Source organism: Methanolobus sp. WCC1 (assembly GCF_045690315.1).
GTDB classification, from domain to species: domain Archaea; phylum Halobacteriota; class Methanosarcinia; order Methanosarcinales; family Methanosarcinaceae; genus Methanolobus; species Methanolobus tindarius.
Map to the genome: position 1 here is coordinate 2,980,385 of NZ_CP146979.1, position 25,451 is coordinate 3,005,835.

Here is a 25,451-nt window from a genome sequence, read left to right on the forward strand (position 1 = left end):
CAGATGTTTAATAAGTATCCTTACTTAACTCTTTCTTTTTGTTTGTACTCCAAAACCACCTGCGCCGGGAGTTTCAATAACAAAAACATCATCTTCTTTCATCTCCGTGATATCCCTGCCATCAAGTTCTTCAATCTGCAAATTCCCGCTTCTGACAACATAATTCCTTCCAACCTTCCCATCCTCACCACCACACAGGCCACGAGGTGCAAACTTCCTGTTACTGGAAATAATAGCAGCTCTCATAGATTTCAGGAACCTTATCTTCCTGAGAACACCATCTCCACCATGATATTCTCCATCACCACCGCTGCCTTCACGAATAGAGAACTCCTCAAGTCTCACCGGGAACCTCCATTCCAGAACCTCCGGGTCAGTGATTCTGGAATTCGTCATATGGGTCTGCACAGCACTGGTTCCATCAAATCCCTCTCCTGCACCAGAACCACCACAAATAGTTTCATAATACTGGAACTCCTCATCTCCAAAAGTAAAATTATTCATGGTTCCCTGCGAGGCTGCCATAACTCCCAGCGCACCGAAAAGAGCATCGACAATATACTGCGAAGTCTCAACATTTCCAGCCACCACAGCCGCAGGATATTCAGGATTCAGGATGCTGCCTTCAGGAATAGTTATCCTGAGCGGTCTCATGCAGCCTTCATTGAGTGGAATATCCCTGTCAACAAGTGACCTGAAAACATAAAGCACAGCAGCCTTGCAAACTGCAACAGGAGCATTCAGGTTTCCGGGATGCTGTCCTGAAGTACCAGTAAAGTCAATATGAACTTTCCTGTTCTCATGGTCAATACTAACTTTAACTGATACAATAGTCCCGTCATCAAAGGCAAGTGAGTATTCCCCGTCTTTTAATATCTCAATTACTCTCCTGACAGATTCCTCGGCATTATTCATCACATGCTGCATGTATGCTTGTACAGTCTCCATTGAAAAATGCTCGACAAGCTTTAAAAGTTCCCTTACGCCTTTTTCATTTGCAGCAACCTGTGCCTTCAGGTCAGCGATATTCTGGAACGGGTTTCGTGCCGGATATTTTCCCGAATTCAGCCACTCTGCAACCTCATCTTCAAGGAATTTCCCATCAGCAACAATACGCTGCCCTCCGGTAATCACACCTTCCTCTTCAATGTGCCTGCTCTCAGGAGGTATCGACCCCGGCGTCACTCCGCCAATATCGGCGTGATGTCCCCTTGAAGCAACATAGAACTCAACATCTCCATCATGGAATACAGGAGTTATAACCGTAATATCCGGCAGATGCGTTCCTCCCTCAAATGGGGAGTTCAGCATGAAAACATCGCCTTCTTCCATATCAGGAAACTTCCGGATTATCGCCTTAACACTCTCTCCCATGGAGCCAAGATGCACAGGTATGTGAGGTGCATTGGCAATCAGGTCTCCGTTCCTGTTAAAAACAGCACACGAAAAATCAAGTCTCTCTTTGATGTTAACAGAATAAGCAGTGTTCTGAAGAGTATACCCCATCTGTTGTGCAATGGACATGAACCTGTTATTGAATATCTCAAGCATCACAGGGTCAGCCTCAGTCCCTATTGATTCTCTTTTTGGCAATGGAGCAACTCTTTCAAGTATCAATTCCTGACCTTTTCTTAGTTCTGCTTTCCATCCGGGTTCAATAATTACAGTTGTATTAGTTTCAACAATCACAGCCGGTCCAATAACTCCTTCTTCAACTTTCTTCAGTTCCTCTCGCCTGTAAACCGGTGTTTCATGGAATTTTCCGCATGTGTACATTGTAGTTCCAGACAAACCAATATTTTCTGCATCTTCTGAAATATAACTGTCAGAAAGAGAATCTCCATGCATTTTCTCCCCTGAACCGATTATTTCCGTAGAGACTGCTTCTATGAAAAGTTCTTTGTTTTCCATCACAAAACCAAAACGGTTTTTATGCTCCTCTTCAAATGTGCTTTTAATCTCACTTTCAGCGCCAAAATCAACAATAATAGAAGTTCCTGCATCCTTATACTTAACATGAACCTTGTGCAGTGCGCTTATATATTCATCTGCAACGCCCTGAAATCTCATTTCTTCCCTGCCGATTGTTTCAAGTTCAGCAACAAAACCTTGCAGCTCTTCAATCAGGCTGATTTCAAGTTTTTTCTCAATGGCCTGTTCCTTCATAATTCTCTGGTCCGCAAGTCCCACCCCATAAGCTGAAAGAACACCTGCCAGAGGATGTATCAATATCCTGCTGATTCCCAGTGCATCTGCAACACCGCAGGCATGTTGTGCCCCTGCTCCTCCAAAACAGCAAAGCGCGTATTCTTTTGTATCATAGCCACGCTGGATTGATATTTTCTTGATGGCGTTTGCCATGTTCTCAATAGCGATTTTCAGGAAACCTTCGGCAACCTGCTCAGCACTTGTTTTCTCTCCGGTAAATTCACTAACCTCTTCCGCAAGAGCTGCAAACTTCTCTCTAACAACATCCGCATCAAGTGGCATGTCTGCGTTATGTCCGAAAACATGAGGAAAATGTTTCGGGTCTATTTTTCCAAGCATCAGGTTACAGTCTGTAATTGTGAGAGGTCCACCTTTTCTGTAACATGCAGGTCCGGGTTCAGAACCTGCAGAATCCGGTCCAACTCTGAATCTTCCTGCATCAAAATGTAGTATCGAACCTCCACCTGCTGCAACAGTATGAATGTAAAGCATGGGAGAACGCAGGTGAACACCGGCAATCTCTGTCTCAAAACTCCTCTCGTATTCTCCGTTGTAGTGAGCTACATCTGTTGAAGTCCCACCCATATCAAAAGTGACAATTTTATCAAAACCTGCTTTTCTGGAAGTTTCCACAGCTCCTACAATACCACCCGCTGGTCCTGAAAGGATACAGTCCTTGCCCCTAAAATGGCTTGCTTCCACAAGTCCACCGCTTGACTGCATGAACATGAGTTTTGTATTGTTGCCACCCGCTTCAAGGGTTGAAGTTATCATGCTGATGTATCTTTTGAGCACCGGGGAAAGATATGCATCGACAACCGTGGTTTCACCACTGCTGATAAATTTCATTAGCGGGCTGACTTCGTGTGAAAGTGATATCTGGGCAAATCCAATTTCCTCTGCAATTTCACGAAGCTGAATTTCATGTTCCGGATATCGGTAAGCGTGCATCAGTACAATAGCAACAGAGCGTATTCCTGATTGGTATATTCTCTCAAGTTCCAGACGTGCACTTTCAATGTCAACAGCTTTTAACTCTTCACCGGATGCACTGTATCGCTCATTTATCTCGATGACTTCATCATGAAGCAAATCAGGAAGCTCAATTTTCAGGGCAAATATATCAGGACGGTTCTGGTATCCTATTCGCAGCGCATCTCTGAAGCCTCTGGTAATTACAAGTGCTGTAGGCTCACCTTTGCGTTCAAGGAGTGCATTTGTTCCTACAGTGGTTCCCATTTTGATGGAAGCTATATTTTCAGTTGGAAGTACATCTTCAGAACCCAGGCCAAGAATAGTTCTGATTCCATGTATTGCAGCATCTGTATAATGTTCCGGGTCAACTGAAAGTAGTTTGTGGGCAATCAATTGTCCGTCAGGTTTTCGGGCAACAATATCAGTGAACGTGCCTCCTCTGTCTATCCAGAATTGCCATTTATTGTTGATAGGATCCATAATGTATCCACCAGTGAGCGATTTGTATTATTATAAAATATGCTACGCTAAATGAACCCGCAAATAAAAGTATTTTTGCCATGCTTGATGCATTGTATTATCTGTCACCACAAAGCATGTTGAAACCATGGTCTCCTACAAGAGGTACGAATATCACACCACCATGATCTTCTTTTGTGATATTTCCATCCATGTCCTTATTGATACGATAGAGACGCTGGTACCTTTTACCTTCAGGAATTGCCATAATTCCTCCGGGTTTAAGCTGCTCTATCAAAGGTAGTGGAGTGCACGGTGCAGAGGCAGTCACACAAATACGGTCATAAGGCGCATGTTCGGGAAGACCCAGAGAACCGTCTGTGCATATGATTTCAACATTAGTGTAACCTGCTTTTTTCAGATTTCCCCGTGCAGAAACAGAAAGCTTTTCAAGTCTTTCAATAGAATAGATCTCTCCCTTTGAACCGATTATCTCCGCCATTACTGCAGCATTGTAACCGGAGCCGGCACCAATCTCAAGTATTTTTAATCCTTCCTGAAGGTCAAGAAGGTCACACATCATAGCTACCATATGTGGCGCTGATATTGTCTGTGCGTAGCCTATGGGCAAAGGGTGGTCTACATAGGCATTCGCTATTTGAATAGAAGGTACGAAAAGGTGTCTGGGCACCTTTTTCATTGCTTTAAGTGTTTTTTCAGATATATTGTATTCTCGTAGAGAATTTACCAGCTTCTTCCTTTCCCTTTCATACTCCATTGGGTTTTTCCATCTCCCCAGCTTTTTCTGACAATTTCTTCTGCAAATATCCTTTTAATGAATTTTGCGGGAATCGCAATGCCAGTTTTAGACTCAAGGGTTCCGTCCCGTATCTTTATCTTTTTGATACGGATCTTTGTTTTATCCACAGTTTCTTCCTGGCCAATAACAAACTCATATCCGCCTGGCACTCTTTTATGAAGTGGTTCGGTTTTTCTTCCCCTGTGAACTGCGATTTTCACTACCACTTCATCAATGGCTCTGCCCCATATAGTAGATATCTCAGAAGCATTGGCTTTTTTGAGTCTTTTCTCACCGGATTCGATTGCGGTTATAAGTATAGGATAAACCTCGTCAGATTCTCCATCATCTACAATAATCTCATCTTCTACCATCAAGTCTTCTTCAGATGTCAGGAGGGTTGTCTGAGTGAAAGACTCATCACCTTTACTGATTATTACTTTGACATTGAAGGTTTTGACCTTCTCTATTTTAGCAGGATGGACATTTTCACATTCCTGGCACTGGACGACAGGATTCTGTCCTCCTTTTAAAACATCATGTGGCACTGCTATTTTTGGTGAACATGCCGGACATACAACTTCAACTTCGTCGTTCATACTCTCTAGTTATGTCATAGTCAGGGGTATGTAAATAATTATCTGTGTCTGTATCTGTAAAATAGGTTAAGTGTTAAAAATATGATAAATTTTATCACTACTACAGAAAATAATATATTGAGTATCTCTTATTATTAATGAGTATCAATTGCATTTTTATAGGTGTAGGGTGCATAAATATATTATCTCTGTGTATAGATGGTATGGAAGTATGATCATTGAACTCAGTTATATTCATAGCCAGTAATGGCTCCTGCGAAAATAGTCAATTTAAAAGTATGATCGAAAATGATTTCGATATAGTAGAGGTCAATCCATGCAAATCTCTTTTAACAAAGCTTGAAACTTTGATTCCGGATGCTATTGTTATTCAGGAATCCATCGATGATCCGGATACATATCAGGCATGCCAGCAGATAAAATTCTCAGATAAATATCACTTTATTCCAGTTATCTTTACAGGTTCACCTCTGCCCGGTGATAAAAAAGTGAGACTATTAGAATCCGGTGCAGATGATTATTTAGAAGAACCTTATGACTCGGATATTACAGTTGCCTATTTGAGAGCCCTTATTAATAAAAGGCAGAATTTTTCCTGTCTTGCTGAAAAGTATGATGCACTCAAAAAAGAAGTTTCCGGGGCAAAAGTCATATCTGCAGGATGTCTTGGTCCGGATGATGAGGAATTATTCAAGGCAACTTTCCAGCAATCAGCAGTAGGTATTGCCCAGATGTCCATAGAGGGCAGGTTCCTGAAGGTTAATGATCGTTTTTGCGATATTGTGGGTTACACCCGGGAAGAACTACTTTCTTTAAATTACATGGATATCACCTATCCTGACAAGGACGGAACTGAACTTAAAATGGTGAGAATGATTCTTGATGGGAATGCTGATTCATTTGAAATTGAAAAGAGGTACATCCACAAAAAAGGACATCCTGTATGGGTTAAGTTATACACCAATGTAAGCCGCGATGAATCCGGAAATATTAGAAATGCGTTTTCCATTGTGGCAGACATTTCTGCACAAAAAGAAGCAGAAGCAAGGCTTCATGAAAGTGAGGCATTTTTCAGGACAATGTACGAATCCAGTAGTATCGGTATTGTAAGAATGTCTGTTCATGATAAAAGAATTGAGAAGGCAAATGCTGCTTTTTGTGATATGCTGGGTTATGAAGAGCACGAACTTAAAGGCAAACATCTGCGTGACATAAGTTTTCTTGAAGACATGGCTGAGAATGTTAAGCAACATAACAAACTGGAATCTGGTGAAATTCCCGCTATTAAAATGGAAAAAAGGTATATTCATAAGTCCGGCTATCTTGTACATGCCCTTCTTCATGCAAATCTAATTTTTGACGAAAATGGGAATCCACTTTACTATATGGGCAATGTTCTTGATATAACAGATATCAGGACATCCCAGCAACGCCTGAAGGAAAGTGAGGAAAAGTATCGCGCTTATGTTGATAACTCTCCTCATCCTATTTTTGTAACAGATGTATTTGGTATGCTTCTTGATGTAAATCCTGCCGGATGCAGTCTTACAGGATATTCCCTTGAAGAACTAATGGACATGAATATCATAGACCTGTGCAGTCCAAAATCTGTAGATGCTGCAACTGAACACTTCCTGAGTGTTAAGAAGAATGCTAAGGTTTCTGCTGAGCTTTTGTTCCTGAAAAAAGATGGGACTGAATTCTATATGCAGGTAGAAGCTGTCATGATTGACAAGAAGACGCTTCTGGCACTCTGTGTAGATACAACAGAACGCAAGCTTACAGAGAAACTGCTCATTGAAGCAAAAATGCTTGCAGAAACTGCTTCTAACTCTAAAAGTGAGTTCCTTGCTAATATTAGTCACGAGCTGCGAACGCCATTAAATATTGTGATAGGTTATTCTGATGTTCTTTTAAGTGAAGTATCGGGTGAATTAAATGAGAAGCAGATGAAGTATTCTTCCAGTATCAAGGATGCGGGTTCGAACCTTCTTGAGATTGTTAATTCCCTTATTTATATTGCAGAGATAGAAGGTGGAAGCCGCGAACTCAACATTATGAAATTCGATCTTAAACCAATGGTGGCTGATCTTGAAAAAATATTCAGGTCTATGGCTTCTAAATATAATTTGATTATGGAATTTGATGTTGATATTAATATCAAGTATGTACTTGCAGACGAATCTAAATTTAAGACCATCCTTCATCATTTGATTGGAAACGCTATAAAATTCAACAAAGAGGGAGGTACAGTACATGTTGTTTTTGGCAGGGATGACGATGATATCAAGGTGCAGGTAATTGATACCGGAATAGGTATTCCGGAAGATAAGCAGGATGAACTTTTTGATCCTTTTGTCCAGCTTGACTGGTCACACGCACGCAGGTACAGTGGCGTAGGCATCGGTCTTTCTCTTGTAAAAGGCCTTGTTGAAATGCATGGTGGCAAAATTTCCCTTGTAAGTAAGGTTGGAGAAGGGACAACTGTTACTTTTACTATTCCCCAAAAGATCTAATTTTTTTGGATCTCCTCAACATTGAGTGGGTAATTTAATATTCTGTTCATCCAATCCATATTGGATGGACGATAAACTCTTGATTCAAATGGCTCTGGGAATAACCCCTCCATGGTATGTGAAAGACATTGATCTTAATGTTTCTAAGAAAAGAATGGATATTTATCTAGATTTTACCAAGGGAACGAAGTTCCCTTGCCCAGTTTGCAACAAACTGTGTGATCTCCATGATACCAAAGAAAAAGTATGGAGACACCTTGATTTCTTCCATCATGAAACATACATTCATGCACGAGTTCCCCGAACAAAGTGTGATGGAGATGATGTAAAACTTGTAGAAGTTCCATGGACAAGACAAAATACTGGATTTACATTATTTTTCGAAGCACTAATCGTTGCAATGTCCAAAGAAATGAGTGTTTCTTCAATTGCTGAATTGATCAATATTCATGAAAATTCTGTATGGATAATTCTAGCTCATTATGTTGAAGAAGCCAGAGCAAAGATGGATCTCTCTGAGTTAGATACTATTGGAGTAGATGAAATATCTGTCAAAAAAGGTCACAGCTATGTGACCTTGTTCTATGATCTAAATCAATCAAGAGTAATTCATATTGAAAATGGAAAGAAAAGAAGTGTTTTCAAGAACTTCAGGGAAGTTCTTTCCAGAAAAATAGACCCTGATAATATCAAGTATATTTCAATGGACATGTATCCTGCTTTTAGGGGTGGAGCAAGGGAATATTTCCCAAATGCTAAGATCGTTTACGATAAGTTCCATATTGTCAAAATGATGAATGATGCAATTGATAAGGTTCGAAGAAAGGAGTATCAAACAAATAAAGATCTGGGTAAAACGAGATTCATGTGGTTGAAAAATCCTGAAAATCTATCGGATCGGGAAATAGCTAAGATTCGATCAATCAAAGATTTGGATACTAAAACAGCAAAAGCTTACAGATTTAAGCTTGGACTTCAACGTCTGTGGGATATAAAAAATATAGAGGTAGCGAGGGAATATCTTGACAAATGGCATTATTGGGGAACACATAGCAACATCAAGGAAATTATCACATTGGCCAAGATGATTAAAAGAAATTCTCATGGGATATTGGAATCAATCAAACAAGGTATCAGCAACGGTGTTGTTGAAGGATTGAACAACAAAATTAAAACTGCTTTTAAGAGATCATATGGATTGAAGACTGAGAAGTGTAGGAATACAATGATATTCTTGATGGCGGGTAAACTTCGTTTACCCACACGATGTTAAAGAGAACCTAAAAAATTAATTAGCAGGTTGCAACAAAAATAAAATTCAATCCCTAACATTAAGTTTAGAGATTAAAGATTCTATTTTACTTTCAAGCTCAGGCAACTCAGCCTCCAATGTATCCCACACAAGACAATAATCAACATTAAAATAAGCATGAATGAGTCTGTCCCTCATGCCTGCAATGTTGCCCCAAGGAATCGTAGGATCAAGACTTCTTATTTCTTCAGGAATAGCCTTTGCAGCCTCACCCATAATCTCAAATTGCCTTACAACAGCACTTTTGGTTTTTTCATCTTCCAGAAATGCTTCCTTATCCATACCAGATGCGAAATCTTTCACTGATTGAACAGCAGAGAGTATCTCAGATAAATAAAGCAAAGGAGACCTCAAACAACCACCAGCTCATTCATCACATCATCGTGCATCATTGGATGAAGTGCTCTTTCAGAAACAACATCAACTGGAACACCTAAAATTAGACCAAGATAATCTGAAAGCCCCACGAGATCAAATAGAGTTGCTCCACTTTCAAATCTCACAAGCACATCAACATCGCTATCACTATGTTGCTCTCCACGAGCATAGGAACCAAAGATACCGATTACTTCAGCTTTGAACTGAGTTTTGATTTCAGGACTTCTTTCCCGAATTGTATTTGCAATGCTGGATTTATCCATCAATGTTCACTACTTTTTGTATTACTCTTTAATGAGTTATATTTGTTTATTAAAATTCCCTACCAATAACTTCCCAGTGACAACTTCGTGCAGAACCTACATGCCCAAGAAGACCTTTTTTCTATTAATTTAGCAATATTCGCTTTTATCTTTCAGTTTAGTACATTTACTTATCCCTGTACCAAATCAAAACAACCCCAACTATACCTGATACCAGTAACAGTACATCTTCCAGTATTCCAAATCCAAGGGCAGCCGTGGAACCCATGAACGACCAGAGCAGAGGAACTACAAGAATGATTTTTGGTATTTTTGGAGAAGTCCACAACAGAAGACCAAAAGTGAATATTGTGGTAGGGCATGGGACACCGAAAGTTGGCTGGTACGGATAAATATGCCCGATGAAATATCCGAACACCGGATAGATAACCAATCCATACATGACCATTATCAGTCCTACCAATCCGTATATATCCTTACTGAAACTGAAGGAGAGTTTTTTGTCAAGAACTCCAAATTTCAGGAACATGACACCCTGAATGATGAACAGGATACCAAACAGGTAAGATGACTTGTTTATTGGGGCAAAATAGAGGAGATGAAAAACAGCTCCCATCCAGACCCAGAAGAAAGCAAGTATACCGGATATAACTTTATCAGAGTATTCTTTTTTACTGAATACCAGATACAACACTACCCCTGCAAGCAGATAGAAGAGTATTTGAAAGGGAAAAACATCCGTATTGTAGCTTCCAAACATATCCATGAATTGTTCTTTTGTAAAGGGAAAATACATTTCATACACCTTGTTCCTATGTCATCACGCATCTGAAAGCATGTATGACATTTTATAGTAATTTACCTGCCCCGTGAATAAAAGGAGAAAATGCTATTTATTCATGTCCATCTAAGTTATAGGGTATAAATACACAACAAGAAGTATTAAATAAAAACTCGATATCTTCTTATTAAATACAGCCTCTGCCATCTTCTGGCAGAAACAAATAATCAAATGCAGTGAAAGGGACAAAGTCATAATGCTTACAAAAAGGATCATACCATGTCTTGATGTTACGCTTGATGAGGAAGGCGGAACAGTTGTTAAAGGAATAGAATTCGTAGACCTGAGAAAAGCAGGAGATCCTGTGGAACTCGCCAAGAGATACAACGAACAGGGAGCTGATGAACTTGTATTCCTTGATATTACCGCATCCCATGAGGGAAGAGGAACGATGGTTAAAGTCATCGAAAGGACCGCTGATGAGGTTTTCATTCCACTTACAGTAGGTGGCGGAATAAACTCCATCGAGGACATACGCCAGATTCTCAGGGCAGGTGCTGACAAAGTTTCCATCAACACAGCAGCAGTGAAGAATCCGGAACTCATTAAGGAATCATCTGAGATATTCGGTGCACAATGTATCGTCACAGCCATCGACTGCAAACGCAACCTTGATGTCGAAAATAATCCTGACAAGACAATAATTGAACTTGAAGACGGCACACCTGCATGGTATGAGGTTGTTATCTATGGCGGCAGGCAGCCAACCGGAATAGATGCTGTCCAGTGGGCAAAGAAAGTCGAGGAACTTGGTTCCGGAGAGATTCTCCTTACAAGCATGGACAGGGATGGAACCTATGACGGTTTTGACATTCCAATCACAAAGAAGCTTTCCGAGGAACTGGAAATTCCAATTATCGCATCCGGCGGAGTTGGCAATCCTGAGCACATGTACGAAGGATTCACAAAAGGAAAAGCCGATGCAGCACTTGCAGCAAGTATTTTCCACTTTGGAGAATACACTGTCAACGATGTCAAAGAACATCTCAAAGAAAAGGATATTCCAGTAAGGCTCTAAAATCCAGCTAAATCTTAGGAGGATATGACATGGAAATCTCCGAGTTTCAGAAACGCATGTACGACCTCTATGCACACAACGACAGGAGAAGAGGTGCACCTGCAACAACACTCTGGCTTGTGGAAGAGATAGGCGAACTTGCAGAAGCTATCCGCAGAGAAGACATGGAGAATATCAGGGAGGAGCTTGCAGATTGTTTTGCATGGATAGGAGCTCTGGCAAACCTTTATGATATCGACCTTGAAGCTGCATTTATGGAAAAATATCCTGATCATTGTCCTACATGCAAACAAAATCCGTGCATCTGTACGGATTAAATTTTTATTTTGATTTGAACTTTTGATTCTTCTTACTTTCCTGCTACTTTTTACTCAAAGCCATTAATCATTTCAGTCTACCAACAATCCCTTATTTATTTAAAAAATATAAGAGGATACAGAAGGAATGAATATGAAAAAATTACCTGAATGGTATTACGATGAACTGATCCAGGTTGGAACAGATTACGAAAGTGAAGAAGAAGTCCTGCAATATGACAGGAAAATGGGAAGCATCCGCAACATTGCCGGTGAAGCTGAAACTATGTGTAAACTCATCAGTATCCAGCCGGATAATGAGATTCTGGAAGTCGGGTGCGGAACGGGAGAGTTTTCCATTGAGCTTTCAAAGCATTGCAAACAGGTAACTGCACTGGATATATCACAGAAGATGCTTGATTTTGCGGAGAAGAAAGCAAGGTCAAGACAGAGAGATAATATCAGATTTATCAAGGCAGGATTTCTGACATTTGATTCAGAGGAAACAAAATACGATGCTGTTGTCACGCAACTGGTATTGCATCATCTGCCTGATTTCTGGAAATTCATAGCCCTGAAAAACATCAATTCAATGCTCAAAAGCGGTGGAAAGTTCTTCCTGAAAGATGTGGTTTTTTCATCAGATACTCCTGATTTTGATACATTTTTTCCACAGCTATTCCGCAATATCCCAGATGAAGCAGACGATAAGGTTGTTGAAGAAATGAAACTTCACATCAAGGAAGAGTACTCAACCTTTGACTGGACTATGAAAGGACTCATCGAACAGGCAGGTTTCCAGATTCAGGAACATGACCATAAGAATGGTTTCATGGCAAGCTACCTTTGCATAAAACAATAAGATTTTTCTGTGCTTACGGTGAGAGGGGCATTTATATACTCTCACCTCATCTGAGCGATTATCATGCTTAAAACTCCCGAACTTTTAGCTCCTGCCGGAAATATGGAATCCCTGATAGCTGCCGTAGAAAACGGTGCAGATGCAGTATATCTTGGAATAAAGGATTTCAGTGCCAGGGCATATGCAGGCAATTTTACAATAGAAGAATTCAGCGAAGCTCTTGACTTTGCTCACCTTAGAGGCGTCAAAGTCTACGTCACCATGAATACTCTTATCAAGGACAGTGAAATAGAAGAAGCACTTGAACTCATGTACACCCTTGATGAACTGGGAACTGATGCCATCATTGTGCAGGACATGGGACTTCTGGAACTTGCAAGGGAAAAAGTTCCGACACTTCCAATCCATGCAAGCACCCAGATGACGATTCACAACACAGAAGCTGTGCTGGCTCTGAAAGAAATGGGAGTTAAGAGAATTGTGCTTGCAAGGGAACTCTCACTTGAAGAGATTGCAAGGATTAAAAACGAGACGGGAGTGGAAATCGAGGCTTTTGTTCACGGTGCACTCTGCATCTGCTACTCAGGCCAGTGCCTCATGAGCAGCATGATAGGTGGCAGAAGCGGCAATCGTGGATATTGTGCCCAGCCATGCCGCAAACAATACAGATTACGAAGGAATGGAAAAGAAATCAAAACAGAAGGTAGCTACCTTCTGAGTCCTAAAGACCTGAATACATCTGAGATTATACCTGAACTCATAAAAGCAGGAATAGATTCTTTCAAGATAGAAGGCAGGATGAAGAGGCCTGAATATGTTGCAGGTGTTGTAAGGATTTATCGCAATCTAATTGACAGGTTTACAGAAGACCCGGACAACTATTTTGTTACCGATGAAGAAAAAGAGAATCTGGAACAGTTGTTCAACCGTGAGTTCACGACCGGATACTTCAAAGGCGATCCTGCTGGAGACCTGATGAGCCGTGAGAGGCCACACAACCAGGGAATCATGGTTGGAAAGGTCAGTGGATTTAACAATAAGCTCAAAAGAATGGAGATCACACTAGCCGGAGAACTTGAGGTAGGAGATGGCATCGGCTTTGAAGGAAAAAGAGATGCTGGAACAATAGTAAGAGGAATCTTCATTGGAGACAGACTTGAGAAGAAGGCAGCTAACGGAGATATCATAACAATCAATTTTGACCAGCCTCCAAAAAATGGAACGCCTGTTTACAGGACACTTGATGATTCCCTTATGAAAGAATCGCAGGCATCATACAGTTCACCTTCGCCAATACGCAAGGTTCCTGTTTCCATAAAATTCAAAGCACAAATTGGAGAGAGACTCGAAATCTCAATTTCTGATAATGAAAATAACACATTAACTGCTGTTTCAGACTACATTGTAGAGAAGTCGCAGAAAAGGCCCACTACAGAAGAGAACGTCAGAAAGCAGCTTGCCAAAACAGGAAATACTGTTTTTGAAGCTCAGGAAATTGAAGTTGACATGCCGGATGATGCATTTATCCCTATAAAAGAACTGAACAACGCAAGAACCGAAGCAACCACCGAACTGGAAAAAACCAGAATCGAAAAGTTCAGAAGACCGGCACATGACAGAAGTCCTGAAATCCAGGAAGAGGAACCAGAAAATGAAGCAGCTATTGAGATAGAAGAGAATAAAATACTGCTTTCAGTTAGTGTAAATAATTCTGAAAATCTTAATTCAGCACTAAAAAGCGGTGCAGATATTGTTTACATTGATGTTTCACTTAAAGAGCTTCAAAATATGGAATGGAAAGTGATGACAGAGCTTGCTGTTGAAAAGAACATTCCTGCTTATTTGCACACTCCAATCATTACAAAAGATTCAGAATTCCAGAATGTGAAAGAAAGTATTAAACTTGCAAAGGAACTGGGATTTGAAGGAATTATTGCAGCAAATCTTGGTGTCCTCAAAATTGCTCACAGTTCCGGTATGAAAATACTAACCGACAGTCCCCTGAATGTATTCAACAAACACAGTCTTCATGCACTTGAAGAAAAAGGGGCAGACACTGTCACACTCTCAACTGAAATGAATCTTGGACAGATTACTGATATCGCAAAATATGGTTATTGCGAATACATTGCTCATGGACAGATTCAGATAATGGAGTCTGAACACTGTCTTATAGGCGGTGTGCTTGGGGAAAAGGATGAGAATGGTTTCAACTGTACTTCCCAGTGTAAGAGTGGTAGCTTTGAAATAATCGATGAAAAAGGATTTGAGTTCCCTGTCAAAACAGATTCCCAGTGCAGAACGCACATCTTCAATTCGAGGGAGCTCTGCCTTCTGGATGATATTCCCCAGCTTATCAAAGCAGGTCTTTCAAGACTCAGGATCGATGCAAGGAATATGGATGATTATAACGTTGGCATGGTCACAAGGGCATACCGGGCTAATATTGATGCTTACTACTCAGGTGACACAAAACACATCTGGCAGGGAAGTGATGTCAGCGAGTTCCACACCAGGGGACATTATCACAGAGGTGTGCAATGAGAGTGTTCCTTTCAGCATCTATCAGGGGTGGCAGGCAGATGCTTTCCACTTACATGGAGATGTGCAGTTTCCTTCAGGATAGCAGACATGAAGTTCTTAGCTGGCATGTTGCTGACCCTGAACTTGAAAAAACAGAGTCCTTACTTTCAGAAGAAGAAATATACATAAGGGACATGGATTTTCTTGAAAAAAGTGAGTGCCTGATAGCAGAAGTAAGTACACCTTCAATTGGTGTTGGTTATGAGATCTGCAGCGCGCTTCAGAGAGAAATTCCAGTGCTTTGCATGCATGTTCCTGAAGCTAACGTTTCTGCAATGCTTCTTGGTGATAAGAGGATAATCTGCAAAGAGTACCAAACAATTGATGAATTGAAAAGAGAGATGACTAATTTTCTGAGTGATGCAAACAAACTCTAATTTTTTAGCAACGATTAAATACTTATCATAACAATATAAAAGTGGTGATTATGGCAGTTGAAATAATAACTCTTATAGTGGCTATAATAGTCGCTGTTATCCTCTGGAAGGTATTGAAGACAATAAAGAGCATGGTTATCAACACAGTTCTGGGTCTTGTAATACTGGTTGTTGCAAATCTTGTACTTGGCCTCAATATAGCTTACACATGGATAGTTGTTCTTGTGTGTGCAATTGGTGGAGTAGTAGGAGCACTTCTTATTATTGCGCTGAACTATCTGGGAATCGCATTCTAAAGACGCGCAATTACTCTTATTTGATGGCGCCTTTGAGGTTCGCCATGAAACTTTTTTTCTGATACAATGTCTTTCATTTCTATTATTTCAAATCCTTCGAGCAGTGATGCCAGTTCATCACGTGTGAAATAATGATATATTATACCGTTTTTTCTGATGAAAGTATCTTTTTCTACGGACTCGCCTCCATACCTCATATCTTCAGTTCCAAAGACTTCCAGCACAAAAACAGCGCCGCTTTTCATCACCCTTTTGATCTCAGAAATAGCCTGTTTTCTTTCACCTTCCAGCAGGTGCTGCAAAACTCCAAGACAAAGAATTGCATCAAATGAATTCCCAGAAAATGGAATTGAAGTGATACTTGAAGCAAGGCATTCAGCTCTTTTGTCAATTTCAACATTGCTTTTTATGAGATATTCCCTGGCTCTCTGAACCGCAGTTGGTGAGACATCAGTACCGATAGCATTGTATTTACGGGAAAGTGGTAAAAGGAATCTGCCGTTCCCGCAACCAAGATCAAGAATTAATGAACTGGAAGAAATTAATCCCTCCAGCATTGATATCGACCGGGGACCACCCCAGGTCACATGTTTGTATTCTTCATCCCAGGCAAGAAAATGAGACTTGCCCTGAAGGTCTTTGCCCGGGAAAGAATTGTTTGGCATAATCAGGATGAGGGCTTATACTCTGCTGCTTCCTTAAAGCGCATTGCGAGGAAATCCTTTTCAAGTGATGAAAGGAACCAGCCTGCCTTTGGACCTGAAGGCTGCCCCAGCACTGAAACATATATCGCCTTAAATAGTTCCTTTGGATTTACTTCAAGTGATTCTGCATCAACATTTAGTGACTCAGCCATCATTGTATTCAGTTCAGAACCTGCTTCCTTTGCAGAGTATACAAGATTGTGGTAGTCCTCACCGTTAAGCTCATCGCTTTTGTCAAGAATGGATGACAATGAACTGAGGAAAGCTCTCTGGAGATCGTTAAGCTGTGCAGTACTTACAGGAAGCTCTTCCTGGACACTGAACTTTGCATTATCAGGAGCGTACATCTCAAGCCAGTTGCCGACATTGTCAGTAAGTTCGCGTATGCATTTCTCGTTGCTGGTGTCGTATCCTGCTCTCTTTACGATATTCATTATCTTATCAAAGTCACCTGCAGCAACCTGGTAGATTGTTGTCATGTGCTTGAATGGAATATCTGTGTGGCAAAGTCCTGCTGCGTGTGAAAGCTCAATCATTCTCCTGTCATAATCTGTAGCCTTCTCGCTTGAGTGCAGGCGTTCAAACTCATCCACAAGTGTGAGCAGGGGTAATGCAGGATCGAACCTGATATGCTTTTCAGGTTTTGTACGGATGATAAGGTAACGCAATACTTCAGGTGGCACCACCTTGAGCATATCTGCAATTGAAACTACAACACCTGTAGACGATGACATTGCACCTTTCTTACCCAGCATAATCCATTCATAGACTATCGGATGTGGTGCCTCATAACCAAATATCTCTTTGGCAATAGCAACACCGGTATCATATGAACCACCTCTTGAAGCATGGTCCTTACCGAATGGCTCAACTGTAACTCCAAGTGCCTTCCACCTTGCAGGCCAGTCAACACGCCAGGTAAGTTTTCCACCGCCTTTCATCGGGACTGTACCCTTGCTTCCACATGAGCATTCATAGTCCACAGTCTCAGCATCGATATCAAAGCCTGTTACAGTGGTGGTGTTTACCTTTCCACAGTCATTGCATATAGGATTGAACGGGTTCCATGTATCTACCGGAGTCTTGCCAGATTTCTTCTGCAGGATTTCTGCGATCTCATCCTTTTTCACAAGAGCCTGCTTGATAGCTTCTACGTAGACACCTTCTTTGTAGAGCTCATCTGCCCTGTAGACCTTTGGGTGTATTCCCAGATGTTCAAGGGCTGTGAGGAAAGGCTCAAGGAAGTGTTCGGAATAATTCTTGTGTTTGCCGCATGGGCATGGAATTTCAGAAAGTGGTTTGCCAACGTGGGGCGCATAACTTTCGTCCAGGAAAGGATAGACCTTTCTTAATGGGTCGTATGTGTCTGCAATGTAGATGAACTCGACATCAGCATCTTTATCTTCAAGAGCCCTGAATGCTACATCTGCAGTTACGACCTCGCGCATGTTACCAATATGAATGTGACCTGAGGGTGTGATACCTGTTGCAACAAGGTGCTTCTTGCCTTTTGCCAGCACCTCGTCTGCGATGACATCTGCCCAATGTGTAATATCTGCCATGATTTCACCGATTTATGATGAGAATATAGTAATGTCCGGATGCTCCGGAGTCAGTAACCTTAGATGATTGTTACTATTATAATCTTTGCTTAAGACAAAATTCCTGAAAGGGATCTTATAAGAGTTTTTTGTCCGTTTGCGGACAGATTCCCACCTCATATAATTGCAACACGAAAGGTATTAATAAAAATTTACTGTTCAGTTTAATATGACCCGTATAACCGAAAATATGCACAGGATTTCATTAAGCACCTCTGAGGATATTTTCAATATGAAAAACCAGCGGGACCCGGAGAGCAACGAGCTCTGGCCATTTCTGGTAGTCCATGCAAATCATGCCACCATCAACAAGGAAGTTGTCGTATATGATGATGAAGGTGTGTATCAGGTATATACAAAAAAAGTCATGTCAGAACTGGAAAAACTACAAGATAATAAATAATCTGGAACTGGCACCAGTGCGTTACCAGTAAGTCTTGAAGTTCAGGAGTTCTTCTATCGTATCACGATCCTTATCGAAGAACCTGTAATCTTTTATCAGGTTTCCATTGTAACTGAGAGTATCTATATAACCGTACCAGTAAACGATCATACCGGTACCGTAATTCTCTTCATACTCCCTGAACTGTTTTTTAATGTAATATTCATGCTCTTTCTCATCACCGAAAAGAGCTTTGCTTTCTATCCAGAAAATGTCGATACCATCGATTACAATCTCCGAATCCAGCAAAAAGTCAGGAGTTTTTGAAAAACCTTCATCCCTCAGGTCATTCTCTGACCTGTATGTTATTTCGTGCTCAGTAAGCCACTCAGCAAGAATGGATTCCCCCATTTCACCTTTTTCAGCATGTAACTCATGAGCTTTCGGGGAGAAGAAAAAATCTGATTCCATAGCTGCAATTACTTCTCTTTTAAGACGTCCTTCGGGCTGTTCATCAAGATTTCTGATAAAACCTTTCTTAGGAATACCCATTTCCTTGAGCAGCATGGAAACAATAAGAGTTGCAGGAATATCATTCTTTTTTGCAATCTCAATGATGCTTTTTCCTTTTTTCCATTGCCTCAGGTGCCTTGGAGACTTACTTTTTACCCGGGAAAAATTTCTCTTTACCTTTGTGACGGTTTTCTGATTCAATATGGAATGGATAGTACCTATAGGCTGTGAGAACTGCTGCGATAATTTCTTCACATCATCTACGCTTTCCAGGTTTTCGTATATCTTGTTATAAGTCTCAATATCCATTCTCATTCAAATCCTTCAGAATACATTCATTACATCTTTTTCTGCCACAATAGGCTTTTGAATATTCAACTATGAGAGCGTGGTATTCCTTATAGATATCTACGTCTTTTGGAAGTTCTTCTTCAAACCTTTGCTGCAGCTGCATGTAGTTACCTTCAATTCCAATACATTTCATCATGCGTGTGGTGTATGCATCTATTACAAACTTGGGCTTGTTGGCAGCATAGAGCACGATGCTGTCAGCAGTTTCATTGCCAACTCCTTTCAAAGACAGCATGGTTTTCCTGAGTTCCACCACAGGCAGGGAAAATACATTTTCCATACCATTTTCTGCAAAAAAAACTGCAATTCCCTTTAAACGGGAAGCTTTTTGCCGGTAGAAACCGCAACATCTGACAAGTTCCTCAATAAGCCCGGTATCAGCTTCAGCAAGAGGCACTATTTCCAGAAGACTATGTTCCTTCAGGCCTTCTATGGCTTTTTCCACATTAGTCCATTTTGTCTGCTGCGTAAGCATAGCCCCAATAACAACTTCAAAAGCCGTATCAGCAGGCCACCAGTATTGAGGTCCCAGTTCATCCAGAAGCAGGTCATATACCCTGCAGAGTATTCCAGACGTCATGACATTTAAGAAGAGTTAGTCCCAGAACTTTTCTTCGTAATCTTCCGGAAGATCGTCCATTAATTTATCCAGAGATTTTTTGCTTTTATTTTCTTCCTCTGGTCTTTCTTTGCGAGCCTCAAAGACCGTTGTATCCTTATTATTTACCACAACTTCCTCGCGGCCCACAGGAGACATCGGTTCTTTTGGTGGAAGCCCGGCAATCTCTGTAAGAGCTTCTTCAGGAACTGACTGGCGCTGAAGATGTTGACGCTTTTCAGCACTTACTCCCGATTCAGGCCAGGCTTTTCTTTCTTCCGGAGCTTTCTTTTGGAGCCTCATGCGCGTACTTTCAGCATAAGTATCTTCCATTGGAGTTGATCTTGAAAACTCTTTGTGAGTTGAACTGTACCCGATAACGCACTGCTCGTCCCCTGTACGCCACTCTACTACGTAAAGATGGCAGGCTTTTTTCTTACACTGGGAAACTCCGTCTTTGGGACAAACATCGGGCAACGTCATTATAATACCTCAATATATTAATGTTCAGATACTTCTTAAAGCATTGGCTATAAGGGGTGCCACACTGACACAACTCTGTACCTTTTCTATTGTGTCGGTAGCTATAATATCTTTTACCCCTGCATTGTACAGGCGAAGCACCGCATTTCTTGCAAGAACCGGGTGTACACATGCAAGATAGACATCTTTTGCTCCCTGGGATTTCAGCAGTTTGATAGATTCTGCCATGGTTCCACCGGTTGCGATCATGTCATCAATAATTATGATATCCCTGTCCATCACATCGACATTTTTTGCTTTGATAGTAACTGAATCACCGGAATGCCTTGTCTTTTCAAGATAATCATATTCCAGTCCTACATCGGCTGCTGTGTTCTCTGCAAGATTAATTGCGCCCTTATCAGGTGAGACAATGAGAGGATTGCACAGGTTCAGTGATCTTATATGATAACCCAGCAGGCGTGAAGCATCAAGGTCAAATGCATCAGCATTAAAATAGTTCAGAACACTTGCCTCATGTATATTCACTGTAAAAATCCTGTCTGCATTAATTGTCCTTGCAATAGCCCTTGCAGTTATTGGTTCACCGGTTTTGAACTTTTTATCCTGTCTGGCATATCCCATGTATGGGATAACCACATTGATGACAGGTGAATCCTCGCAGGCATCAATAAGCTGTAATAATGCAACAAGATCAGAATCCGTTGTTGTACTCTGGATAATAGTAACTTCATCCACGTCCTCATCAAGTATGCGTGAATACAGTTCGCCGTCAGGGAACCTTGTGAAGTCACAAACAGTAGGCTCAATGTTAAGTTCTCTCGCAACCCTTGATGAAAGAGCCTGGGATGCTGGTCCTCCAATAATTTTCAAATAAATTACCTCTTTAAGATTTAGTTGTTTTTTAAATATGATAATTGATCAGTGTAATTTGAATGCTTCCTAATGCACCCCTCAAATACATTAGTTTTGGTTCATTTTGACTTTCTCAAGAACCTTGATATTTTGAATTCCGGTAGCAGGATAATTACCAGTCTCGTCTTTTTCTGCAGACTTGACCATATCCCACACAGTCAGCAGGGCAACTGAGACACCTGTAAGCGCCTCCATCTCAACACCTGTTTTTCCAACGGAACGCACCTCTACAGTTGCACGGACAATATTCCCATGAATTGAAAAGTCCACATCCACCTTGGTAATTGGAATCTGGTGACACATAGGAATAAGTTCCGGTGTCTTTTTTACCGCAAGAATTGAAGCCACGCGTGCGGTGGAGAATACATTTCCTTTTTCAACGCTACCCGAGCGAATCTTCTCAATGGTTGCATCATTAAGGACTATTTCCCCGGAAGCTATTGCCTTTCTCACAATGATATCCTTTTTACTGATGTCTACCATGACCGTGCGGTCGTTCTCAATATGTGTGAATGTAGCTTCCAATTAATCACCGTTTTTAATCAATTCTAATATTTTGTCTCTGCAGGTAATCCTCAATAGTAGTATTTAGTTGTTCTTTCAGACTGCGAGCCTCATCAATTGAAAGTTTAAGTATTTCCTCATCCCTTCCATGACTGACAATGATACGTATCCACTTTCTTTCAATATCCACACTAATTTTTCTGCTTTCCTGCCCCATTATAATACACCTGATATAACATCGGTAATCCGATCAATTATATCTGTCGCAAGCAAACCGTTTCCTTTTTCCTGAAATGCAAGGTCTCCGGCTGCGCCGCTGATGAAAACCGCACATAAAGCCGCATCCATTGCATTATTGACTGCAAAGAGGGCACCGGTGATTCCGGTAAGAACATCTCCCGTGCCACCAACCGTCATTCCGGCATTACCTGTCCTGTTAAGCCGGGTGACTGAACCATCGGAAATGACATCAATTTTTCCTTTCAGAATAACTGTGACAGCTTTATCAGAAGCAAAGCTGCCTACAACAACCTTTTTAGAATCAAGTTCTTTTGGAACAGAGGAGCCTGACAGACATGAGAATTCAGCAGAATGTGGTGTCAGAATGAATTTACCCTCACTTTTTACGGGTAACTTCAACCCAAAAAGCGCATCCGCATCAACAACAGCTTTCCTGCAAAGAGGGAGAAGTTGCTCCACCGTCTCCAGAGTTGCAGAGTCTCTGCCAAGACCAGGACCAATTACAGCAACATCATGAGTTTCAAGGAGAGTTTCAAGAACCGGAATATTTGAAGGATTTAACCTGTCACCTTCAAGTGGTATTACAATAAGATTTGGTGAAAACGAAGCAACTGTATCGGCAACATTTTCCGGCACAGCAACTGTTACGATATCAGCGCCGGTCCGAAGTGCTGCCATGGCTGCAAGGGCCGGAGCACCATAATATGCACCTCCGCCGATAACAAGAACTCGGCCTGAATTACCTTTATGAGCTTCTCTGTTTCTGCGTGATAGGGATATAAGATCACCCATGCCGACATATTCTTCAGCATCTTTGCATACACCTATTGGAACAACTTTTACCAGGCCGGTATATTTTTCAGAATCTGGAAGTTCAAGACCTGTTTTCATCCTGTGGAAAGTGATTGTCAAATCTGCAATCACGCTTTTGACAACTTCTGCACCATCCATATCATATCCCGAAGGAGAATCTACAGAAATAATGTATGAATTAGAAGAATTTATCAGGTCAATTGCAGTTGATTCTGGCTCTCTGGGAGCACCTTTTATTCCGGAACCCAGGATTCCGTCAACAATAATATCATTGTTTTTCCAGCCAGGGTATTTTTCAAGTTCTTTTGAATCTGCAATTTCTATCAGTTCTGTAAGACCGCTGTACCTGAGAAGAGAAAAGTTCTGTTTTGATTCTTCCGTCCTTATACGAGATGAGTGACCAAGAAGTATCAGTTTTACTTCATAGTTCCTGTTCATTGCCAGATGACGTGCAGCAACAAAGGCATCTCCTCCATTATTTCCCCTGCCGGCTACAAAAAGAACTTTACCATACCTTATTTTAGACATAATTTCCCGGGCAATTGCAGCACCGGCATTTTCCATAAGCTGCACAGGGCTTAAGCCAAGATATGCGCAATTAGCATCAATTGAACGCATTTTAGAAGAAGTGATAGAGAACATAGTTACCTATTTATTCCTTAGTTTGCATTCTATTTATCAGTTAATGTATTATTTCTGTTATTTTATTCAAAATTGTTTTATGCAAATATGACCCTTAACCAGATGGAGGTTATTCTATTAACAACGTTGCAAAGGAGATTAACGCAACTGACAAAACTAAAATCAAACCCACATACCTGATTCTTGGTAGTGGTAGTTTTGGATTTGCATTAGCCAAGGAACTCAGGGAACTTGACAAAGAGCTTATTATCGTTGATAAGGACTCACAGAAGGTTGAAACACTACGTGAGGAAGCATATGAAGCTCTGGTTGGTGATGTAAGTGATCCTAATCTTTTTGAAATGATCAACACCAAGAACCTTGCAGGAATCCTAATCCTGAGTTCTGATCCAAAGGCAAACAAAATAGCCCTCAAAAATGTCAGGGAAAAGGTATCACCTGATATCTACTGTGTGGTTAGAGCTCCTGATGTAATTAACATGCAGGAAATGGAGACAATTGGAGCAGACCTTGTAATAATGCCTCCAAGAATGGTGGCAAAATCCCTTTCAAGATCACTTGAACGTGCAGAAGCTATGCGCAGAGGTAACAAGCTCACTCAGTGGTTTGAGACAAATAAGGGGAAAAAACTCGGTATTGTTGTCCACGATAATCCGGATCCTGATGCTATTTCCAGTGCCCTTGCACTGAAAACTATTGCATCATCTTTCAATGTACTTGCAGATATTATTTATCACGGAGAAATCGGGCATCAGGAAAATAAGGCGTTTGTGAACCTTCTTGGAATTGATCTTTTCAGGTCTGAAGATGTTGGATTTACAAATTACGAGAACCTTGCACTTGTGGATTGTTCAATGCCTGGTGCAAACAACTCGCTACCACTTGATACTCATGTGAATATTATAATCGACCATCACCCACTTCCTGATGCTGACATAGATGCAGACTTCATCGATATCAGACCACATGTAGGAGCTTCTGCTACAATTCTCACAAAATACCTGCAGGAACTCAATATAGATATTGACAGTGAGCTTGCTACTGCACTGCTCTATGGTATAAGAACCGACACCCTTGATTTTAAGAGAAATACTGATTCTTCAGACCTTTCTGCAGCTTCATATCTCTATCCGTTATCTGACCACGATATACTGGAACAACTGGAACGTCCTTCAATGTCAATTGAAACTCTGGACGTACTTGGGGAAGCTATTAACAGCAGACAGGTAATCGGAAGTTATCTGCTCTCTAATGTGGGAAGTATCCGTAACAGGGATACATTGCCACAGGCAGCAGATTACCTGCTTAACCTTGAAGGTATTTCAACATCAATCGTATTCGGAGTGACTGAAGAAAAGATATACATCTCTGGTCGCAGTAACGATATCAGAGTTAACCTTGGAGACGTCATGAAAAGAGCTTTCGGTGAAGATGCAGGTGGCGGACATGCAACTGCTGCAGCTGCACAAATTCCACTGGGAGTATTCAGTGCGTCCAAAGACCGCCAGACACTGTTAAGACTTGTTAATGAAGCTGTCGTCAAGAGATTCCTGGCAGCTGTCGGTGTGGAAGAGAACGACGAATAATCTCTTCTATTCTGCTTTTTTGGAAATACTCGTTTGCAAAGATAGTAGTGTATTATACCTAATCAGAGGTATATAACATTAAATAGATGATATAATATCAATAAATGGTTGTAGATTATTGAATCAATAACAGCTATTTTAATCAAATTGACTTCTTTTCGCAAACATACGGACAATAATATGTGTGACCATACGTGCGAATACAAAGATTACGTATTAATCTGCATAAAGTGCGTGTGTTTACAAAAACATACTGACAAAAATTGGATATTACCTTATTCATACTGCACTCATCACAAATAAATTCAAGAACATACACAACACAATCAGTTTTTGA

Annotated in this window: 25 protein-coding genes; 10 read left to right on the forward strand and 15 right to left on the reverse strand. The window is 40.9% G+C overall.

Features of this window, described 5'->3' with window-relative positions; genetic code table 11:
* Positions 1–24: 24 nt before the first annotated feature.
* From V7O61_RS14165 to V7O61_RS14175, 3 genes are all read right to left on the reverse strand, one after another.
* Complete coding sequence (locus V7O61_RS14165) at positions 25–3,663, reverse strand: hydantoinase B/oxoprolinase family protein (RefSeq protein WP_407283253.1); 3,639 nt, start codon at positions 3,661–3,663, stop codon at positions 25–27.
* A gap of 97 nt (positions 3,664–3,760) precedes the next feature.
* The gene (locus V7O61_RS14170; protein WP_407283252.1) at positions 3,761–4,420 is read right to left on the reverse strand and encodes a protein-L-isoaspartate O-methyltransferase; all 660 of its coding nucleotides are present in this window, start codon (positions 4,418–4,420) and stop codon (positions 3,761–3,763) included.
* The gene (locus V7O61_RS14175; RefSeq protein ID WP_407283251.1) at positions 4,387–5,040 is read right to left on the reverse strand and encodes an HVO_0476 family zinc finger protein; all 654 of its coding nucleotides are present in this window, start codon (positions 5,038–5,040) and stop codon (positions 4,387–4,389) included. Before V7O61_RS14175 ends, V7O61_RS14170 begins: the two co-directional genes overlap by 34 nt.
* A 278-nt stretch (positions 5,041–5,318) precedes the next feature.
* On the opposite strand from V7O61_RS14175, the gene V7O61_RS14180 reads away from it, so the two are divergent.
* Both V7O61_RS14180 and V7O61_RS14185 read left to right on the forward strand, forming a co-directional pair.
* Positions 5,319–7,556: a PAS domain S-box protein gene (locus V7O61_RS14180; protein ID WP_407283250.1), complete on the forward strand. Its 2,238-nt coding sequence runs from the start codon at positions 5,319–5,321 to the stop codon at positions 7,554–7,556.
* 64 nt (positions 7,557–7,620) lie between these two features.
* Positions 7,621–8,829, forward strand: a complete 1,209-nt coding sequence (locus V7O61_RS14185) for an ISL3 family transposase (protein ID WP_023843742.1) — start codon at positions 7,621–7,623, stop codon at positions 8,827–8,829.
* Positions 8,830–8,874: 45 nt separating this feature from the next.
* Here V7O61_RS14185 and V7O61_RS14190 read toward each other — a convergent pair whose 3' ends face one another.
* The 3 genes from V7O61_RS14190 to V7O61_RS14200 all read right to left on the reverse strand — a co-directional run bounded on the left by V7O61_RS14190 (position 8,875) and on the right by V7O61_RS14200 (position 10,305).
* Positions 8,875–9,222, reverse strand: a complete 348-nt coding sequence (locus tag V7O61_RS14190) for a DUF86 domain-containing protein (protein ID WP_407283249.1) — start codon at positions 9,220–9,222, stop codon at positions 8,875–8,877.
* Complete coding sequence (locus tag V7O61_RS14195) at positions 9,219–9,509, reverse strand: nucleotidyltransferase family protein (RefSeq protein WP_407283248.1); 291 nt, start codon at positions 9,507–9,509, stop codon at positions 9,219–9,221. The genes V7O61_RS14190 and V7O61_RS14195 overlap by 4 nt, the downstream gene beginning before the upstream one ends.
* A 166-nt stretch (positions 9,510–9,675) precedes the next feature.
* Positions 9,676–10,305, reverse strand: a complete 630-nt coding sequence (locus V7O61_RS14200) for a DUF6064 family protein (RefSeq protein WP_407283247.1) — start codon at positions 10,303–10,305, stop codon at positions 9,676–9,678.
* Positions 10,306–10,546: 241 nt separating this feature from the next.
* On the opposite strand from V7O61_RS14200, the gene hisF reads away from it, so the two are divergent.
* The 6 genes from hisF to V7O61_RS14230 all read left to right on the forward strand — a co-directional run bounded on the left by hisF (position 10,547) and on the right by V7O61_RS14230 (position 15,782).
* On the forward strand, positions 10,547–11,368 hold the full coding sequence (gene hisF, locus V7O61_RS14205) for an imidazole glycerol phosphate synthase subunit HisF (protein WP_407283246.1): 822 nt from the start codon (positions 10,547–10,549) through the stop codon (positions 11,366–11,368).
* 29 nt (positions 11,369–11,397) lie between these two features.
* Positions 11,398–11,685 (forward strand): MazG nucleotide pyrophosphohydrolase domain-containing protein, encoded by a 288-nt coding sequence (locus tag V7O61_RS14210; RefSeq protein ID WP_407283245.1) that lies wholly within the window; start codon positions 11,398–11,400, stop codon positions 11,683–11,685.
* Positions 11,686–11,818: 133 nt separating this feature from the next.
* The gene (locus V7O61_RS14215) at positions 11,819–12,526 is read left to right on the forward strand and encodes a class I SAM-dependent methyltransferase (RefSeq protein WP_407283244.1); all 708 of its coding nucleotides are present in this window, start codon (positions 11,819–11,821) and stop codon (positions 12,524–12,526) included.
* Between the two features lie 63 nt (positions 12,527–12,589).
* Positions 12,590–15,070, forward strand: coding sequence for a DUF3656 domain-containing protein (locus tag V7O61_RS14220; RefSeq protein WP_407283243.1), 2,481 nt, complete (start codon positions 12,590–12,592; stop codon positions 15,068–15,070).
* On the forward strand, positions 15,067–15,486 hold the full coding sequence (locus V7O61_RS14225) for a deoxynucleoside 5'-monophosphate N-glycosidase (protein WP_023845326.1): 420 nt from the start codon (positions 15,067–15,069) through the stop codon (positions 15,484–15,486). Before V7O61_RS14220 ends, V7O61_RS14225 begins: the two co-directional genes overlap by 4 nt.
* Before the next feature lie 50 nt (positions 15,487–15,536).
* A complete protein-coding gene (locus V7O61_RS14230) occupies positions 15,537–15,782 on the forward strand; it encodes a pro-sigmaK processing inhibitor BofA family protein (RefSeq protein WP_023845325.1) in 246 nt (81 codons plus the stop codon).
* Here V7O61_RS14230 and V7O61_RS14235 read toward each other — a convergent pair.
* Positions 15,779–16,447 (reverse strand): class I SAM-dependent methyltransferase, encoded by a 669-nt coding sequence (locus V7O61_RS14235; RefSeq protein WP_288070951.1) that lies wholly within the window; start codon positions 16,445–16,447, stop codon positions 15,779–15,781. The two genes, V7O61_RS14230 and V7O61_RS14235, sit on opposite strands and share 4 nt — an antisense overlap.
* A 2-nt stretch (positions 16,448–16,449) precedes the next feature.
* Positions 16,450–18,048 carry a lysine--tRNA ligase gene (lysS, locus tag V7O61_RS14240; RefSeq protein WP_407283242.1) on the reverse strand — a complete coding sequence of 533 codons (1,599 nt, stop codon included), beginning with the start codon at positions 18,046–18,048 and terminating at the stop codon, positions 16,450–16,452.
* Positions 18,049–18,256: 208 nt separating this feature from the next.
* On the opposite strand from lysS, the gene V7O61_RS14245 reads away from it, so the two are divergent.
* The gene (locus V7O61_RS14245) at positions 18,257–18,490 is read left to right on the forward strand and encodes a hypothetical protein (protein ID WP_023845322.1); all 234 of its coding nucleotides are present in this window, start codon (positions 18,257–18,259) and stop codon (positions 18,488–18,490) included.
* Between the two features lie 21 nt (positions 18,491–18,511).
* On the opposite strand, the gene V7O61_RS14250 is transcribed toward V7O61_RS14245, so the two are convergent.
* From V7O61_RS14250 to V7O61_RS14280, 7 genes are all read right to left on the reverse strand, one after another.
* Positions 18,512–19,297: a C15orf41 family protein gene (locus V7O61_RS14250; RefSeq protein WP_407283241.1), complete on the reverse strand. Its 786-nt coding sequence runs from the start codon at positions 19,295–19,297 to the stop codon at positions 18,512–18,514.
* The gene (locus V7O61_RS14255) at positions 19,281–19,913 is read right to left on the reverse strand and encodes an endonuclease III domain-containing protein (RefSeq protein WP_407283240.1); all 633 of its coding nucleotides are present in this window, start codon (positions 19,911–19,913) and stop codon (positions 19,281–19,283) included. Before V7O61_RS14255 ends, V7O61_RS14250 begins: the two co-directional genes overlap by 17 nt.
* Positions 19,914–19,928: 15 nt before the next feature.
* On the reverse strand, positions 19,929–20,414 hold the full coding sequence (locus V7O61_RS14260; RefSeq protein ID WP_407283239.1) for a hypothetical protein: 486 nt from the start codon (positions 20,412–20,414) through the stop codon (positions 19,929–19,931).
* Between the two features lie 24 nt (positions 20,415–20,438).
* Entirely contained in the window at positions 20,439–21,287 is an 849-nt protein-coding gene (locus tag V7O61_RS14265; protein ID WP_023845318.1) for a ribose-phosphate diphosphokinase, read from the reverse strand.
* Positions 21,288–21,377: 90 nt separating this feature from the next.
* On the reverse strand, positions 21,378–21,854 hold the full coding sequence (moaC, locus tag V7O61_RS14270) for a cyclic pyranopterin monophosphate synthase MoaC (protein WP_407283238.1): 477 nt from the start codon (positions 21,852–21,854) through the stop codon (positions 21,378–21,380).
* A gap of 13 nt (positions 21,855–21,867) precedes the next feature.
* Entirely contained in the window at positions 21,868–22,050 is a 183-nt protein-coding gene (locus tag V7O61_RS14275; protein WP_407283237.1) for a hypothetical protein, read from the reverse strand.
* Positions 22,050–23,528, reverse strand: coding sequence for an NAD(P)H-hydrate dehydratase (locus tag V7O61_RS14280; protein ID WP_407283236.1), 1,479 nt, complete (start codon positions 23,526–23,528; stop codon positions 22,050–22,052). Before V7O61_RS14280 ends, V7O61_RS14275 begins: the two co-directional genes overlap by 1 nt.
* 116 nt (positions 23,529–23,644) lie before the next feature.
* Between V7O61_RS14280 and V7O61_RS14285 the strand changes: the two genes are divergently transcribed.
* Positions 23,645–25,114 (forward strand): DHH family phosphoesterase, encoded by a 1,470-nt coding sequence (locus V7O61_RS14285; protein ID WP_023845314.1) that lies wholly within the window; start codon positions 23,645–23,647, stop codon positions 25,112–25,114.
* The last annotated feature ends 337 nt before the right edge of the window (positions 25,115–25,451 follow it).

What these genes read in the sequence shown, in the direction of transcription:
- V7O61_RS14165 (WP_407283253.1), bottom strand. Translation starts at nt 3,663, where the DNA reads ATGGATCCTATCAACAATAAATGGCAATTCTGGATAGACAGAGGAGGC.
- V7O61_RS14170 (WP_407283252.1), bottom strand. Translation starts at nt 4,420, where the DNA reads ATGGAGTATGAAAGGGAAAGGAAGAAGCTGGTAAATTCTCTACGAGAA.
- V7O61_RS14175 (WP_407283251.1), bottom strand. Translation starts at nt 5,040, where the DNA reads ATGAACGACGAAGTTGAAGTTGTATGTCCGGCATGTTCACCAAAAATA.
- V7O61_RS14180 (WP_407283250.1), top strand. Translation starts at nt 5,319, where the DNA reads ATGATCGAAAATGATTTCGATATAGTAGAGGTCAATCCATGCAAATCT.
- V7O61_RS14185 (WP_023843742.1), top strand. Translation starts at nt 7,621, where the DNA reads ATGGACGATAAACTCTTGATTCAAATGGCTCTGGGAATAACCCCTCCA.
- V7O61_RS14195 (WP_407283248.1), bottom strand. Translation starts at nt 9,509, where the DNA reads ATGGATAAATCCAGCATTGCAAATACAATTCGGGAAAGAAGTCCTGAA.
- V7O61_RS14200 (WP_407283247.1), bottom strand. Translation starts at nt 10,305, where the DNA reads ATGTATTTTCCCTTTACAAAAGAACAATTCATGGATATGTTTGGAAGC.
- hisF (WP_407283246.1), top strand. Translation starts at nt 10,547, where the DNA reads ATGCTTACAAAAAGGATCATACCATGTCTTGATGTTACGCTTGATGAG.
- V7O61_RS14210 (WP_407283245.1), top strand. Translation starts at nt 11,398, where the DNA reads ATGGAAATCTCCGAGTTTCAGAAACGCATGTACGACCTCTATGCACAC.
- V7O61_RS14215 (WP_407283244.1), top strand. Translation starts at nt 11,819, where the DNA reads ATGAAAAAATTACCTGAATGGTATTACGATGAACTGATCCAGGTTGGA.
- V7O61_RS14220 (WP_407283243.1), top strand. Translation starts at nt 12,590, where the DNA reads ATGCTTAAAACTCCCGAACTTTTAGCTCCTGCCGGAAATATGGAATCC.
- V7O61_RS14225 (WP_023845326.1), top strand. Translation starts at nt 15,067, where the DNA reads ATGAGAGTGTTCCTTTCAGCATCTATCAGGGGTGGCAGGCAGATGCTT.
- V7O61_RS14230 (WP_023845325.1), top strand. Translation starts at nt 15,537, where the DNA reads ATGGCAGTTGAAATAATAACTCTTATAGTGGCTATAATAGTCGCTGTT.
- V7O61_RS14235 (WP_288070951.1), bottom strand. Translation starts at nt 16,447, where the DNA reads ATGCCAAACAATTCTTTCCCGGGCAAAGACCTTCAGGGCAAGTCTCAT.
- lysS (WP_407283242.1), bottom strand. Translation starts at nt 18,048, where the DNA reads ATGGCAGATATTACACATTGGGCAGATGTCATCGCAGACGAGGTGCTG.
- V7O61_RS14245 (WP_023845322.1), top strand. Translation starts at nt 18,257, where the DNA reads ATGACCCGTATAACCGAAAATATGCACAGGATTTCATTAAGCACCTCT.
- V7O61_RS14250 (WP_407283241.1), bottom strand. Translation starts at nt 19,297, where the DNA reads ATGAGAATGGATATTGAGACTTATAACAAGATATACGAAAACCTGGAA.
- V7O61_RS14255 (WP_407283240.1), bottom strand. Translation starts at nt 19,913, where the DNA reads ATGACGTCTGGAATACTCTGCAGGGTATATGACCTGCTTCTGGATGAA.
- V7O61_RS14260 (WP_407283239.1), bottom strand. Translation starts at nt 20,414, where the DNA reads ATGACGTTGCCCGATGTTTGTCCCAAAGACGGAGTTTCCCAGTGTAAG.
- V7O61_RS14275 (WP_407283237.1), bottom strand. Translation starts at nt 22,050, where the DNA reads ATGGGGCAGGAAAGCAGAAAAATTAGTGTGGATATTGAAAGAAAGTGG.
- V7O61_RS14280 (WP_407283236.1), bottom strand. Translation starts at nt 23,528, where the DNA reads ATGTTCTCTATCACTTCTTCTAAAATGCGTTCAATTGATGCTAATTGC.